This is a genomic window from uncultured Shewanella sp. (assembly GCF_947491715.1).
Lineage (GTDB): Bacteria > Pseudomonadota > Gammaproteobacteria > Enterobacterales > Shewanellaceae > Shewanella.
Map to the genome: position 1 here is coordinate 1 of NZ_CANLKR010000063.1, position 15,522 is coordinate 15,522.

A 15,522-nucleotide genomic window follows, 5' to 3' on the forward strand; every position below is an offset into this window, starting at 1 on the left:
AAGGCAATAAGCATTCTTTCAATAATGCGCCTTGAATTAAGCCTTTTTACGGGCTCTGAAAACATGCACTTTCAAGTAGTTTGGGTATAAAGCCCTTATTCAGCACAAAATTGATGAATATCTTCTAATGTTTGCCTTTTCGTCTCATGAATACAACACAAAATAAGCACCACAGACAATAAAGTAAACACACAATATAAACTGTAAGTTTGTGCTAAGCCTAATTCTGTCAGTAAAAAAGGAAAACTTCTTATCATCGCAAAATGCACTAACCAGAGCGTACAGCCACTCAATGCCATGCCCAAACCGCGTATTCTTTGTGGAAACATTTCAACAAGTAATGTCCAAATGACGGGTCCCCAAGATAAGCTAAAAAAGAACACATACACATTAGCAGATATTAACGCTAACCAATCATATGCCCCTAAATTTAACTCGCCATTCAAACCAAATTCTGCATTAGCAAATGCATAAACAATCAGGCCCAATGTTAATGTCATGCCCATTGACCCCATAATAAGAAACGGTTTTCGTCCACATTTATCAATAAAAACAAGTGTCAAACAACAACCCGCTATGCTCACCATCCCTGTGATAATATTGATCAATAACGTATCAGCTTCAGAAAAGCCAACACCTTGCCATAAAACAGCACCGTAATAATAAATCACATTAATGCCCATTAACTGCTGAAGTGCAGCCAAGGTTAAAGCTAACCAAAGTACATTTTTCATTTTTTTACGACCAGTTTGTAATACATCAGTCCAAATGGGCTGATTTATTAAAGGTAAAGTCGATTTAAGCTTAGTCACAACACTGGCCGCTTTTGTTTGACCATGAAGCTTGATAAGCACTTCATGAGCCGCTCTTTGATTACCAATTGCAGCGAGAAAACGGGGACTCTCAGGAATAAAAAATAATAAAAAAAGGAATAAAAAAGCAGGAAGCAGTTCAATCCAAAACATCCAACGCCACGCCTCTGCGTCAAGCCAAAGAAGTTCCGTCGATTTGCCCGCTATATTCAACAGCAAATCATTACTCAAACTCGCAAACAAAAGTCCCAATAAAATAGCCATGTACTGCAAGCTTATTAAGGTCCCTCTATATCGAGAAGGCGCAATTTCAGCAATATAAATAGGAGTGATAACAGACAAAATACCTATGGCGACTCCGCCTAACATGCGGTATAGAATAAAGCCAATAGAAGCATCAGTGATCCCAGCCCCCCATGCACTGATCACTAAAAAATTAGCCGCAACAATTAACATAGATCGCCGGCCTAAACGATCGACAAACAAGCCCGATGATAATGCCCCTACCGCTCCACCAAGTAAAATAGCTGTAACATTGAATCCACTGGCAATATGGTTATTGTCAAAAACAGAATACAAGCCATCAAACGTACCATTGATAACGCCTGTATCAAACCCAACTAAAAAGCCGCCTAATGAACTAATGAGACATACAAAAATAACAAAAATTAAATTTCCACTACGATGAAAAGAATGATTAGTGCTTATTTGAGTGCTGTGCTTGTGAACTGCGCTAAGTTGATCCACATTCACACTCCTTTGATTGACACTTAATAAATAACAAAAGAGAAAATTTTACCTTAACTCTGTGACGATTTAATTGAAAACTTAATCTTTCCAGATAAATGACTTAAATCGCATCACAAATAAAACTAAAGTTAACTAAATAAACACATAAGACACAAATAAAACCAACTAAAGTTAAACAGCCCCTAATCAATAACAAGGCTAAATTGAACATCAATACCACCGTATTTCAGGTGGTATTGATTGACTTGAAGCTTAAGTCAATTAATAAAAATAGTCGACTTGTTCACTAAGCTCCGTCGATAACTGCTGTAGATTCTCTGCATTTTTTGCCGTTTTAGCCGCAATATCTTGGCTATCTTGATTTAACCGACTTATTTCTGTTGCATTGACTGCCACTTCTTGAGTCACTTGTGCTTGTTCCTCGGCTGTGGCAGCAATCACTTCTGATTTACAGGCAATATCGGTAACTTGATCGGTAATTTGATCTAACGCCACCCCCGCTTGTTGAGCTTGCTCTGTGACTTTTTTCCCTTTTATTTGGCTTTCTGACATCAAGGTCACTGCACTGGTCGTATAATCCCTTAGCTGAGCAATAATCGTCACCACTTCTTTCACTGAACCTTGAGTACGATGAGCTAATGTTCTCACCTCATCAGCAACAACAGCAAAGCCTCGACCTTGCTCTCCAGCTCTTGCCGCTTCTATCGCCGCATTCAAAGCTAACAAATTAGTTTGTTCCGCCACTTCATCAATCATACGCGTCACTGCTTGAATATTCTCACTTTGACGACTCACCATATCAATAGCTTCCGCAGATTGACGTAATTGCATGTTTAAATCGGCAATGTCACTTCTCACTTCTTTGACCAATTGAGAACCAGACAAACTCACTTCATTGGCAGAACGAACACTCACAGCAATACTTTCAACTTGCTCAGCAACAGATTGCGCCGATGAAGCCATTTGTTCAATAGCCGTCACGACTAATTCCACCTGTTGATGTTGTACATCAGATTGCAACAAACTCTCTTTGGCATCAGCTGCAACATGCTCAGCACGAGTTTGAACTTGCAGACTTGCTTCTCGAATATTAGACACTAAGCCATTAAACTTAAGAGCCATTACATGAAAACCATGGGTGAGTTGCTTTATCTCATTATTTGAGTTGCTTTCTACTTCTGGAATCCTCAAGCTCACTTGCCCTTGGCTGAGTTGATCCATATAACCGGTTAAATTTTGTAAAGGTCCTGTCATTCGATAAAGAAAAATACTCAGCAAGATAAAAATAATCAGGGTAACAACACCCGATACCCCCATCACCAACATGAGTAAATGATTACTCCCTTTAGTGACTTCTTCAATATAAGAGCCCCCAATCAAGGTCCAATCCCAACCAGGTACTTGGGTATAAACAGCGTACTTCTCTTTAGCTTCGCCTTTGATATTTTCAAAATAGCGGATCACACCGTTTTCATTACTCACTATTTCTGAAAAAACTTTCTCACCATCACTGTCTTTGAGATCCAAAATGGACTCACCTTGACGTTTCTTTTGTGGATGATAAAGATATTCACCTAAATAATCAGCATGATGATTAACAACTATGGTATAGCCACTATCACCCCAGCCTAATAGAGCAAGATTAGCAAAAATAGTTTCCGATGCATCCTCAATAGGTAATGCCACCGCTGACACCCCTCTGATCCGGTGAAACTCATCCTTTATTGGTGAATAATAACTAATATACTCTCGACCAAACAAACGCACTTTATCATAATAAATTTGCCCATTAATCAACTTAGTATAAGCGGGATGTCCTTGCCCTAATATGGCACCAGACGCCCTATGATTCGAGTCTGTTTTTAATGTCGTGGCCACTCTGACAAATTCATTACCAGATGCCAAAAAAATCGTGGCGGTGACGTCAGTATCATGAGTAAAGCGATCAACGATACTGGTATTACCCACAATAGACTGCCCATCAATAAAGGCATTGTTGACCTTTTTACCTTCATATATGACATCATCATTTGAGAAAGTCAGCCCATGTAAATATCCTGATCTAAAGGTGGCTTCTAAATCTTTTGCCACGTCAATATAGCTAACAAATTGGCTGGCAATAGTATCAGATAGCACACTTAATTTAGATTGATGTTCTTTTAACGTTTGTTGCATCAATAGTGCCGATGCTTGTTGATACACAACAATGGCAATCGACACACACGCCATGATCAAAAACAAACTCATTGCTAACCGTAACTGAAAACGAATACTTTGATTTTTTATCTTATTCCACATGTTCCATTTACAGAGAAAAGCCCCTTTCTCTGCCTCACACCTATTTAATGCTGCGGATTATGTATTCGAAACATATGACTGTAAACTCAGCTATTTAGCGTATACGCCCCCAAAAACAGCAACAATCTTGCTAGAAAGCGTGAGCAGTGTCGTTAAAAAAGCAATAAAATAAGATATTTCAAGAGCAATATTAACTCAACCTAATATTCAAGTAAGCCCCGTATAATAAGGTATCCACTCACTAATAGCATGTTCTTGAAAATAGAAACACAACAAAAACGATTAATATCAGGAACGCCCAGTAGTGATAAAGGGCACCAACACAAATTAGACTTATGTCTAGACACCGATTCAGCCAGTTCACTATGAGTAACGCTATGCATAAAAAAAATAAAAGCGGCCATCAGGCCGCTTTTATCAAAATATCGATTGAAACTCTAATGCTCACTCAAACCATTAATCCTCAGCAATAGGTTCACGCCGCTTACCACTGTATAACCAACGATAAATGGTCGGTAACACTAATAAGGTTAATGCTGTCGCAGTAAACAATCCTCCAATAATCACCACCGCAAGCGGTTTTTGAATTTCACTTCCCGTGCCGTTAGATAACAGAATAGGAATGAGTCCTAATGAAGAGGTTAATGCCGTCATCAATACAGGGCGTAGGCGTCCAACAGTTCCTTCATACACAGCTTCATATAAGGTTTCATCGGTTTCATATTCAAGCCCTCGTCGTCGCTGGTTAATCGAATCAACCAAAACCACTCCGTTAAGCACTGCTACTCCAAAGAGGGTAATAAAACCAATGGAGCTAGGCACAGACAAATAGGTTCCACTGATATATAACGCCACAATGCCACCAATTAACGCCAAAGGAACATTCGCCATAATCAAGGCCACTTGCTTTAATGAACCAAAAGAGAAAAATAACAGTAAGGCAATTAAACCGATTGAAATAGGAACAACAACCATTAATTTCGCTTGAGCACGGAGCTGGCTTTCATATTGTCCTCCCACCACCACGGTATAACCCGGCTTCAGATCCAGCTTAGGCACTAAGGCATAAATATCTTTTACCACCGACCCCATATCTCGGCCCGATACGTTCGCTAACACCACCACCCTTCTTTGTACGTCATCACGACGAATATTGGGAGGCGCCATTTCCACAGTAACATCAGCCACTTCGGCAAGGCGAATCGTAGAACCTTTAGGTCCACTGAGTAGTAAGTTGCTGATAGCATTTGGAGAATTACGATATTTTTCAGCTAAACGCACATTAACATTATAACGCGCATTGCCATCTAATACCTGCCCTGCATTAACACTACCAATACTATCACTCACCACTTTAAGCACTTGATCGGCACTGATCCCGTAACGCGCTAAGGCATCACGTTTTGGTCTAACCACTAACTGCGCTTCACCACTGACCTGTTCTAAAGACACATCAACAGCACCTGGCACTGAAGCAACCAAATCGGTAAAGTCTTTTCCTTTATTAGCAAGTTCAGTGAGATCTGGACCAAATATTTTAATCGCCAGTTGGGCTTTCACCCCAGACAATAACTCATCCACGCGAGTAGCAATAGGTTGTGAAAAGTTAAACAGCAAACCAGGATAAACGCTTAGCTTTTTCTGCATTTGCCTTTGAAGTTCAATACGGGACTTAGCCGTAGTCCACTCCTCAATCGGTTTAAGACCAACATAAATTTCCACATTGCTCATGGCCTCTGGATCGCCGCCGAGCTCCGCTGCACCAATACGGCTAAGAGCATAGGTTACTTCAGGAAATTCAAGCAGTAAATTTTCTAATTTAGAGGCAACAGCTAACGATGTATCCAAACTGGATGTCGGTGCTAATGTCACCCTTAAATTGATTGTTCCCTCTTCAAGTTCAGGCACAAATTCAGTCCCTAACTTAGGCAATAACATTATGCTACCAACAAACAATAACACCGCAGCAATCACCACCCCTTTTGGTCTTGCCATAACAAATGTGAGTAGCTTACGGTAAGCATTATCAATGGGAGTTAATATCACACTCTCTTTCATAGTAACGCCACGCTTAAAGAGATAGACAGCTATAGCAGGCACAACCAAGAGGGCCGATAATAACGAACCTAACATGGCCAATATAATACTGATGGCCATAGGTTGGAATAACTTACCTTCTACACCTTCCAGTGCAAATAGAGGCGCAAAAACAACAATAATAATCGCGGTGGCAAAGAAGATAGGGCTACACACTTCTTTTGCTGCGAGTAACACTCGCATTGTGATCCCTTCACTGCCTCCAGCAAGACTGGCATCTTCATCTGCATGATGAGGGTCAAATTCACCGTCAGAACGCTCTCGAGCTTCCGATAAGTGTCGCCTATCCGGTTGTGTTAAATGTTTAAAAATATTCTCAACCATCACCACAGATCCATCGACTAACATACCGATGGCCACCGCGAGCCCTCCTAATGACATCAAGTTTGCCGACATGCCATAAAATGACATGATCAGTAAAGCCAATCCCACAGAAATAGGAATGGAAATTAATACGAGTAATGTGGCCCGGATGTTCACCAAGAATAGAGCCAAAATAATGATAATGAAAATAAAGGCCATCACTAAGGCTTCGATTACGGTTTGCACCGCTTTATTCACTAGCTCAGCTTGATCATAATACACATCAAACTGTACCCCTTCTGGTAACGCTTGTTTCACTAAAGCAATTCGGTTCTCAACATCATTAATGGTTTCTTTAGTATTGGCGCCTACACGTTTAAGGACAATACCCGCAACCACTTCACCAAGATTAACCGGTTTACCCGTTTCATCTCGTTCAGCCATGCTCACCGCACCTACACGAATTTCAGTTCCAAACCCAACTGTCGCCAAGTCGCTGATATAAACTGGCGTACCATCCACTTCAGTAACGGGAATTTCTCGAATCGCTTTTAAGCCTGGTTTACCCGGCGGTAATAAACCATATCCTCGCACAACCAATTGCTCTTGACCTTGCTCCATGTACCAACCACCGGTATTGCGGTTGTTACTCTCAAGCGCATCAGTGACCTGTTTCATCGTCAAACCATAGCTGCGCATCTTATTAGGATCCACTTTAACTTGATACTGAAGCACCTCACCACCAAAAGATAAAATATCAGTGACACCACCTGCTGGCATTAAAATCAGTTTAATCAGGTAGTCATTGAGACTACGCAGCTCAGCAGTGCTGATATCAGAACCGGGTTTGGGCCGTAAAACATACTGAAAAATTTGTCCTAATCCCGTACTATTTGGCCCCATTTGAGGAATACCCACGCCTGGCGGGATCATGCTCTTAGCCGCTTGCAATTGCTCTAAAACCAGCTGACGAGCAAAATAAATATCGGTTGATTCTGAAAATATCACAGTCACAACAGACAAACCCGTTCGCGATAATGACCGTACTTGTGTCACTCCAGGTAACGCATACATTGCCGATTCAACAGGGTAACTAATGAGCTTTTCAACTTCTTCGGCGGCCAGACCCGCCGCTTGAGTATTGATTGTCACCTGAACATTGGTCACATCCGGAAAGGCATCTAAATTAAGCTTTGGTAACATAATAATGCAGCCAATCACCAAGCCAAACAAACTTAAGATCACCATCAGGCGATTACGCACCGCCCCATCAATTAACTTCTGTAGCATAATAGAAACCCTTAATGACCGTCAGCGTCAAAACCTGTCTTAGAACGTTCAGAAGCGAGGAAAAATGCCCCTGAAATTACGACATTTGAATTAGGCTTAATGCCTCTGATCAAATTCATGCCTCTTTGACTTTCAATGAGTTTAATCTCATGTGACACGAACCCTTCAGGCTCTTCGGTATAAACTTGCCAATCCCCGTCATTGCTGCGAGTCAATGCCGAATCAGGCACAACAATACCGCCTTCCTTAGCATCAGGTAGGTAAATCTCAGCAAATTGACCAGCATGTAATTCATGACCTTTATTATCAAAACTGAGAACCACTTTTTCGGTTCGTGTCTGACTATTAAACTCATGAGAGCGGCCAATAATTTTCGCCTCTACGGTTTGATTACCCACTTTTACCATGGCAACATTTCCAACATTCACTCCTTCAGCTTGTGCAGGCGTCAGCTGCGCATCGACCCAAAGGTAAGATTCATCGGTGAGTTGCATCAAAGGTGTGCCACCCACAATCACTTGACCTAACTCAGCAATATCTTGCTGCACTCGACCATTTATTGGTGCTAAAAGTTGATAACTTCCAATTATGTTTGGATTTTTCTCAAGGTTAGTAATTTGTTCATCAGTCATTTGTAATGCTTGTAAAGTCGCGCGAGCTAACTCAGCAGAGACTTGAGATTGTAATCGACGACTGGCACTGACCGCATTTTTACTCATGCGTTTAATACGATTCCAATCTGCTGCTGCAGTGACATAAGTCGATTGCGCTTGAGCAACAGCAAAGCCACCTAAAGTCAAAAGCGGATCGCCTTTTACGACTTCTTGACCGGGCAATACATGACGCTTTTCCACTAAGACTTCAAGCTGCGGTGCCAGCACGACTGTGCGATTTCTATCTACCACTAAACTTGCTGTCGCCACCGCCTCTAAACTAAACGTCTGCTCAGCTAATTTCACAACTTCAATACCCGCCATCTTTCGCTGGGCAGGCGTTAACTGTACAGGCTCTAAACCATGTTCAGCTTCACTATCGAGACCCGTTTTGCTCTGGCTCACTTGCGGGGTAACTGGGCTTGATTGCACAGCGTTGGACTGCTCGCTATCGGCTGCCATGACAGGAAAGGTCATCAAGCCCCCTAAATTCAACATCAGCCCTAAACTAACGATTTTACTTAATCCACTTAATTTAATAGGGTTTCGCATCGGTCTCATATCGGACATATTTTGTATATTGGCTTGAGTATTCATATTCATCTTATTGTTAACATCAAAAGAGTGTTTCATGGTCAATTCATTCCTATTTACTCGCAGAATCTGGAAGTTGCTGATCAATAAAGCGTTCTAATTGTCCACTTTCTCCCATCCATCCTAACCAAATTTGATATAAAGCCCCTTCGAGCGTTAAGCCTGCCGTATAGCTACTGGTCAATTGGCGTTGCCCTTGCAAATAATCACTGGTACTGATATCACCTGTTTTCCATTGTTGACTAATGGATATGGCCGCATCTCGCGCTGAGCTTTGCACTACGTCACGCCAATCGACATAACGCTCCATCAACCTGGGTAAACTACGTTCAAATTGTTTCTGTTGTTGAGTGAGCACGCGCTCTTTGCCTAAATATACTTGCTCAGACACAGCAATTTTTTGGCTAGCCACTGCTAAGTTTTTACTGTAATTGTTGCGAATTTGCAGAGGCACTGACACACCCACCCCGACTAAGCTACCATTCCCTTCACGACCCGCTGTTAAGCTTAATGTTGGATCGGCTGCGGTTTGCGCTTTCACTTGATCAACACCTAGTTTTGCTAACATGACTTGTTGATATGCACTTTTTAACGCTGGAAGATCGGGCGTCACTTCAGTCACACTGGCGCTGGCAGACAGCGCATCGACAAAATCTTCAAAAGGTAATGCAACATCGCCAAATAACGCCAACACTTTACCGTCAGCAGCAAGTGAAGCTTGTTCTGCCATAGCAAAATTTGCTGCATTATTAGCAAGATCTAATTCCATCATTTTGACTTCAACATTAGACAGATCGCCCGTTTGCAAACGCTGCTTAGCAATCGCTAGCTGTGCTTTAGCAAGCTTGTATTGTTGCTGTTGGAATTTAAGTTTTTTCTTGGCGAGGTTTTGAGTCGCTAAAGCCTGTAAACGCGTAGACAGCATTTGGTTACGCTCAAGGGTAATACTTGACAATAATACCTCGGCTTGAAGTTGAGCCATTCGTGTGGCTGCCCCGCGTTTATCACCCCAATCGATCGTTTGATTCAAGCCCAAACTGTATTGAGTATCGAGTCCATTTTGATAATTAGCGCCCACTTCAGGGTTATACACAGCCTTATCCGCCGCCTGAATGCTCAATTTCGCTTCTTGTTGTCGCGCAATTTGAGCCTGAACTTCAGGTAACGCATTAAAACGTTGCATCACCTTAGGTAACCATTCACTCAATCCCTTGACGTTTGCTGTGGGATCGATACTGGGACTGACTTGTTTTGCAGATAAAATATTATCCTCAGCTGCTAGCACTGGAACACTAAACGCATTCGTTGCCAAATACCCCATCAACAAACTTGAAATTAAGGTTTTTTTCATCTCGCATCCTATAATTAAATGTAAATCCGTTATCCCAGCCTGGCTTCCATCTTGAAAAATGAAACGTAACAGGAATATCTTTAACGGATGAGGTGATAAGCGACATCATAAGCTGACGACGATAACGTGAAACATATCGACGTAGCACAGCTCAACAAACTCAATGATGCCAAGTTAAATGATCATGATGTATAGGCAGGTAAAGTCGAACCCTTGCTACACTATCTGACGCCTTGAAAACAATCACTCAACTTAAGAAAGTGAGATTATTGGAGGCTTAGCATGCAATAAAATAGCAGGAGGTAAATATTGGAGATTTTGTGTATTCGCTGGGACAATAAAGAAATGAGGAACCAGAAATTTCAACGTTGAGGTAAAAATAATGTGCCCACCATGGCACTTACATTCATCACATAAATCTGTATTTTTATCAAATTTGTCGACATCGAGTCCATATTGCTCACATGCCGACATTGAATATTGACTCGCTTGGGGAGTATTCCTAGTATTCGTTATAACTTGTTTATCAAAAGAGGGATATATTGAAGCATAAGTTGAGGAATAACTTGATAATAAGAATGTTCGTTGATTAATTGGTTTGTTATTAAGATCAATATCTACATCACTAGGTTCATTATCATTTAACTCACTCTGTACCAGTACATTATCCCTATGAAGTGCATTTGCCTCTACTGTGCCCACAAATAATTGCAGTAGCACAATAGCAAATAACACCCTTACTATGGAGTAAATACCTTGATACTGGAATAAACGCAAAAAAACACCTTCAATATTTCATTGAGCTTTCATAACGGATAAATGTCATTGTATATAAAAGTTCATCTTTAGCAATGTTTAGCTTAATGTATGTTAACCAATTGTACCAACAAAACCTTGGCCTTTTTAAAGCTAGTCAAAAATACAATATTTAGCATAATCAGCAGCTTCATTAACAGTCCAATCGCCGGATGGCTTATTACTCATCTGTTTGCACCAATCTTCACTTCCCACTTTAGGAGTACAAGCAACCAAAACAAAACTTAATAATACAGCAGTAAAAACAATAACGCGTTTAAATACAGACATCCAATTTCCTTTCAATTTTCAAAGAAAAATAACCTTTAGTCATTATGAGAACTAGCATTATTTTTCTGTGACGACCAATAAATTACCATTTAATAAAATGTGCTGGCTCATTGATTTTATTGAGACAAGCATAAAAATAGATACTAGCAAATAATTTTCGATTAAAAAAATAAAACAATAAGTTAAGCTCAAATTGAATACTTAGTTTAAACAAACTATTTTACAAAAAAATATATACTTACAGTTTATGCTTTGAATAAGCACATAGAGCTAAAAGAAGATACAAAAAAAATACAAAAGTATTAATATCAACAAAATTAAATAACATAAAAGTCAAAATATGAAGTACAGCACCTCAAAAAATGTTTTCCCCCTATTTAATCACACTGTCATTCCTTCAACTGCGCTCTTGTGCACAAAAAACATAAAAAAATGCTATGATATCACCACTATCCGACCCACTAAACTTAACAATGATAAAGATATCTAACTCAGTACACATTGCAGAGCATGAAATTGAATGGCAATTCATTCGCTCCAGCGGTGCAGGGGGTCAGCACCTAAATAAAGTATCCACTGCCGCTCAATTAATCTTCGACATAAAAGCATCATCCTTACCCTTATTTTATCAGCAAGTCCTTCTCAAAAAAGCGGATCATCGCATAAGTAAAAGCGGAAAGATCATTATAAAATGCCAGCAAAGTCGCAGCCAAGACTCAAACCGTCAAACGGCGCTTATCCAATTTATCGAGCTCGTTTCCAGTGCTGGAAAAACACAAAAAAAACGCATAGCCACCAAGCCAACAAAAAATAGCCAACAGCGCCGTATCACAGCAAAGAAGCAAAAAGGGCTCACCAAGAATCTTAGACAAAAGAAAACAGACTATTGAGGCCATCATCGCATCAATTTAACCGCTAGTACTCGACAAGTTCCCTGTTATTTGCTGAAATCAAGGGTATCTAATTATCCTGCTATTAAAAGGCTGTCCCAATGGTGACGCAACATAAGATTCTATTAGTCAATGGACCTAACTTAAACCTATTAGGAAAACGAGAACCTGGACACTACGGTCACTTCACGCTTAATCAGATTGTGAACGAACTCACTAAAGAAGCATTATCAAATCATATAGAAATAGAACACATTCAATCCAATGCTGAGCATGAACTAATCGATGCCATTCATAACACCACAGCAGAGTTTGTCATCATCAACCCTGCCGCTTTTACTCATACTAGCATTGCACTAAGAGATGCCTTACTAGGTGTCGCCCTTCCTTTTATTGAAGTGCATCTCTCCAATGTACACAGTAGAGAACCTTTTAGACATCATTCTTATTTTTCAGATAAAGCTATCGGTGTAATTTGTGGTCTTGGCGCCCAAGGATATTACTTTGCCCTCCAGTCTGCAGTAGCCCACCTGCAAAATGAAAAGTAACCTCGCTTTTAAGGAAACTGGCTATGATAATGATCACAGGGGCAAGCAGTGGCTTAGGCGCAGAGCTCGCAAACCAATTTGCCAAAGATAATGAACATTTATTCTTAACGGGAAGAAACACCCAACGTCTTGAACAGGTTGCAGCCCAGCTTAATACTCAACAAGCCGTCCATACTTATGCTGCTGATTTGTCCAATGAGGAGGATATTCATCAACTATTTGATGCACTGCCTTGCGTGCCGACCCACCTCATTCACTGTGCGGGAAGTGGTCTTTTTGGGCCCATAGAAACACAAGAATCCACTAAGATTAAACAGCTTATTGATAATAATGTCACAGCATGTATTTATGTCATACAAGAAGCGGTTAAACGCTTTAAAGACAAGTCCCTTACTCTGGTTGTTGTCATGTCCAGTGCAGCCCATACCGCCAAAGCAAATGAATCCACATATTGTGCCGCAAAATGGGCAGTCAAAGGCTTTATCAGTGCATTAAAGATAGAGCTAAAAACCAGCCCAATCAAAATAGTTGCTGTCTATCCTGGTGGAATGAATACTCATTTTTGGTCAACAAGCGGAACAAACCAAGAAACAAGCACTTTCATGCAAGCAAGCGAAGCTGCAATCATGCTTAAACAAGCTTTATTAAGCACAGAAAAAGGTTATATCTCTGAGATTAGTATTGATCGCGGCTAGAAAACAAACAATGGAATGAAAGCCCAGCTTCATTCCATCGCTATAAAAATCACAGTCTTTATATTGTAGAGTCATTCAAAAAATCAAGGTAATCATCAATCACACTACACATGTTCAAACTTGGGTTTTGCTCACACATCTCCTGCATATCAGTATCAGCTTCACCAATATCGGCTATCCACACACCATCAACTTGCTGATAGTTAATCCACATGTGGGCTGTAACATTAGCATTATTCTTAAGCTGTATTAGGGTATCTAGCTCAACTTTATTGCGTGGCGTCGCAAAAACATATTCGCCATCGCCTATCGCTGTACAAGCACCTTCGGCATCACTAAAATTAACAAGCTCATCGGTTAAAGCCCATTCACCGGATATTCGCTCAGCACTGTCATCAACCAACTTTCGACAAGCTGCAATATAAGTTTCCGTACAAACAACATCATGAAAACGATCACTACTCCCCCCTAACATCGCACAACTTCCTGTGCCATCAGGCTCTAAGCTATTAGCATCCCAACTCCAAACTAAATCTTCAGCCGAAACGGGATATTCACCATCGGCTTTCCAAGATGATCCATTAGCCCCAAACCCATAAGTTTCAAAAATATTCAAGCCTGCACTTAGATAACTTGTAACAGTACTTGGGCGTAGCTTCGTTTTTCCACTGTCCAGTGCGCCAGAGCCATAAAGTAACCCACCTTTTGTGTAGCCATCTTTGGTTCGAGTCATATCGGTGGTATTACTGCGCGTAGCAAAAACCTCATCAGGATCACTATAGTCTTCCATCAAGCCTTCTGTAGAAAACACCATGTCATGAAATCCGCCATTGTTATAACATTCACCACTAAACACCACGATATTTTTCCCCGATGAAAGAACTTTACTCTTTGTCAATGTGACAGGCAGTGCCGTACAACCATAATCTTCATCATCATGGTATGACACTGCACTAGGCAAATAATATTCTTCATCAATGTTATCGATTTTTTTACGCACTTTATTAATATTGTTTTTGCCCGATTTTGCCAATTCAATTTTCAATAAAATCACTTCATCTCTATGACCATCATCAAGCCACTCTACTAAATCGTCCAAGGCATTCGATAGTTTCCGGTTTCCCGTATAACCATCAATACACTCACCCAATCCCAAGATTTGTACGCCTGAATTGTTGTGACACACTCTAACCGCATTACTATCATAATGAACATCAAAGACTAGCTCTCTGATACCGCTATCCAATTGCTGCTTAATCGACATGCTTTGATTCGTCCAGTCCGCATTTAAATTATCATCGTCGGCATTTGCGAAGGAATTATGGGTTCCCGGCCAAGTAGTCTCATAAAAAGGGGCGTCATGATCAATACGATTTTGAATGTTTAACGATCTTTTACCCCAGTCCTCAGTTGTTTCTGCATACACTAAATGTATGCTATTCAATGATATAAGTAACGCGCTTACTAGCCCTATCCCAATTTTATGAGTAAATAATAAAGACATTTTTATTTCCCTTGTTATTGTTATTTCCACAGAGGTCACTTTGTAACCCAATAAAATAAATAACATAAAAAGAACAAATAAAAACCAAAATACTCACTTAAAGCGCAAGTAAGATCTTAAAAATTACAAAATAAACAAATGTAAAGCCAATAACATGGCTCATGTCTTGTTATAACAAGTTACGTCAATAGAAAATAACAGTGCATTTCACTGGCTACAACTCACAGAGACGAGTTATTACTCTAAGAAAATACCAAGATATATAAATCACTTACAACAAGGATCTTGTATATTCCCCATAAGAATAAAACAAAAAACAAACATAACTAACCATAGAACTTAATCGATAAAGATCATTTTGATAACCAGATCTTCCTACGCAATAAAGTGCTTAGCAACGACCTTCGCCACCCTTACTCTTAACTGTAAAGGCTAAAGAGTTGAACCCGACGACTTATTCGTTAATAAATAGTCAAACTGCACCATTTACACGTCTGATGTTTAACACTAACGATTTGCTAATAAGGAAATCCTGTATGATTGGGATATCAATAAGTACTAGGGAATCTTGATAAAAGAAACTATTGGATATAAAGAAACTATTGGATATAAAGAAACTATTGGATATAAAGAAACTATTGGATATAAAGA

General features: G+C 40.2%; 11 protein-coding genes. 3 read left to right on the forward strand and 8 right to left on the reverse strand.

Annotation, left to right across the window (positions count from 1 at the left end):
* Window positions 1–95: 95 nt before the first annotated feature.
* From Q0779_RS22820 to Q0779_RS22850, 7 genes are all read right to left on the reverse strand, one after another.
* A complete protein-coding gene (locus Q0779_RS22820) occupies window positions 96–1,559 on the reverse strand; it encodes a sugar porter family MFS transporter (RefSeq protein WP_298776418.1) in 1,464 nt (487 codons plus the stop codon).
* Window positions 1,560–1,823: 264 nt separating this feature from the next.
* Entirely contained in the window at window positions 1,824–3,860 is a 2,037-nt protein-coding gene (locus tag Q0779_RS22825) for a Cache 3/Cache 2 fusion domain-containing protein (protein WP_298776419.1), read from the reverse strand.
* 456 nt (window positions 3,861–4,316) lie between these two features.
* A complete protein-coding gene (locus tag Q0779_RS22830) occupies window positions 4,317–7,550 on the reverse strand; it encodes a CusA/CzcA family heavy metal efflux RND transporter (protein WP_298776420.1) in 3,234 nt (1,077 codons plus the stop codon).
* Window positions 7,551–7,561: 11 nt separating this feature from the next.
* Window positions 7,562–8,836: an efflux RND transporter periplasmic adaptor subunit gene (locus Q0779_RS22835; RefSeq protein WP_298776421.1), complete on the reverse strand. Its 1,275-nt coding sequence runs from the start codon at window positions 8,834–8,836 to the stop codon at window positions 7,562–7,564.
* 13 nt (window positions 8,837–8,849) lie between these two features.
* Window positions 8,850–10,148, reverse strand: coding sequence for a TolC family protein (locus Q0779_RS22840; protein WP_298776423.1), 1,299 nt, complete (start codon window positions 10,146–10,148; stop codon window positions 8,850–8,852).
* A 252-nt stretch (window positions 10,149–10,400) separates the two neighbouring features.
* On the reverse strand, window positions 10,401–10,925 hold the full coding sequence (locus Q0779_RS22845) for a hypothetical protein (RefSeq protein ID WP_298776425.1): 525 nt from the start codon (window positions 10,923–10,925) through the stop codon (window positions 10,401–10,403).
* 132 nt (window positions 10,926–11,057) lie between these two features.
* Window positions 11,058–11,234, reverse strand: coding sequence for a DUF3012 domain-containing protein (locus Q0779_RS22850; RefSeq protein ID WP_298776427.1), 177 nt, complete (start codon window positions 11,232–11,234; stop codon window positions 11,058–11,060).
* Between the two features lie 473 nt (window positions 11,235–11,707).
* On the opposite strand from Q0779_RS22850, the gene arfB reads away from it, so the two are divergent.
* The 3 genes from arfB (at window position 11,708) to Q0779_RS22865 (ending at window position 13,367) form a co-directional block, all read left to right on the forward strand.
* Window positions 11,708–12,124 (forward strand): alternative ribosome rescue aminoacyl-tRNA hydrolase ArfB, encoded by a 417-nt coding sequence (gene arfB, locus Q0779_RS22855; protein WP_298776429.1) that lies wholly within the window; start codon window positions 11,708–11,710, stop codon window positions 12,122–12,124.
* 101 nt (window positions 12,125–12,225) lie between these two features.
* Window positions 12,226–12,672, forward strand: coding sequence for a type II 3-dehydroquinate dehydratase (gene aroQ, locus Q0779_RS22860; RefSeq protein ID WP_298776433.1), 447 nt, complete (start codon window positions 12,226–12,228; stop codon window positions 12,670–12,672).
* A 23-nt stretch (window positions 12,673–12,695) separates the two neighbouring features.
* Window positions 12,696–13,367: an SDR family NAD(P)-dependent oxidoreductase gene (locus tag Q0779_RS22865; RefSeq protein WP_298776435.1), complete on the forward strand. Its 672-nt coding sequence runs from the start codon at window positions 12,696–12,698 to the stop codon at window positions 13,365–13,367.
* 58 nt (window positions 13,368–13,425) lie between these two features.
* Here Q0779_RS22865 and Q0779_RS22870 read toward each other — a convergent pair whose 3' ends face one another.
* On the reverse strand, window positions 13,426–14,871 hold the full coding sequence (locus Q0779_RS22870; RefSeq protein ID WP_298776437.1) for a hypothetical protein: 1,446 nt from the start codon (window positions 14,869–14,871) through the stop codon (window positions 13,426–13,428).
* Window positions 14,872–15,522: the final 651 nt, after the last annotated feature.

Excerpts from the sequence above, each read along its gene's own strand:
- Q0779_RS22825 (WP_298776419.1), bottom strand. The coding sequence starts at position 3,860 with ATGTGGAATAAGATAAAAAATCAAAGTATTCGTTTTCAGTTACGGTTA.
- Q0779_RS22830 (WP_298776420.1), bottom strand. The coding sequence starts at position 7,550 with ATGCTACAGAAGTTAATTGATGGGGCGGTGCGTAATCGCCTGATGGTG.
- Q0779_RS22835 (WP_298776421.1), bottom strand. The coding sequence starts at position 8,836 with ATGAAACACTCTTTTGATGTTAACAATAAGATGAATATGAATACTCAA.
- Q0779_RS22840 (WP_298776423.1), bottom strand. The coding sequence starts at position 10,148 with ATGAAAAAAACCTTAATTTCAAGTTTGTTGATGGGGTATTTGGCAACG.
- Q0779_RS22850 (WP_298776427.1), bottom strand. The coding sequence starts at position 11,234 with ATGTCTGTATTTAAACGCGTTATTGTTTTTACTGCTGTATTATTAAGT.
- arfB (WP_298776429.1), top strand. The coding sequence starts at position 11,708 with ATGATAAAGATATCTAACTCAGTACACATTGCAGAGCATGAAATTGAA.
- aroQ (WP_298776433.1), top strand. The coding sequence starts at position 12,226 with ATGGTGACGCAACATAAGATTCTATTAGTCAATGGACCTAACTTAAAC.
- Q0779_RS22865 (WP_298776435.1), top strand. The coding sequence starts at position 12,696 with ATGATAATGATCACAGGGGCAAGCAGTGGCTTAGGCGCAGAGCTCGCA.
- Q0779_RS22870 (WP_298776437.1), bottom strand. The coding sequence starts at position 14,871 with ATGTCTTTATTATTTACTCATAAAATTGGGATAGGGCTAGTAAGCGCG.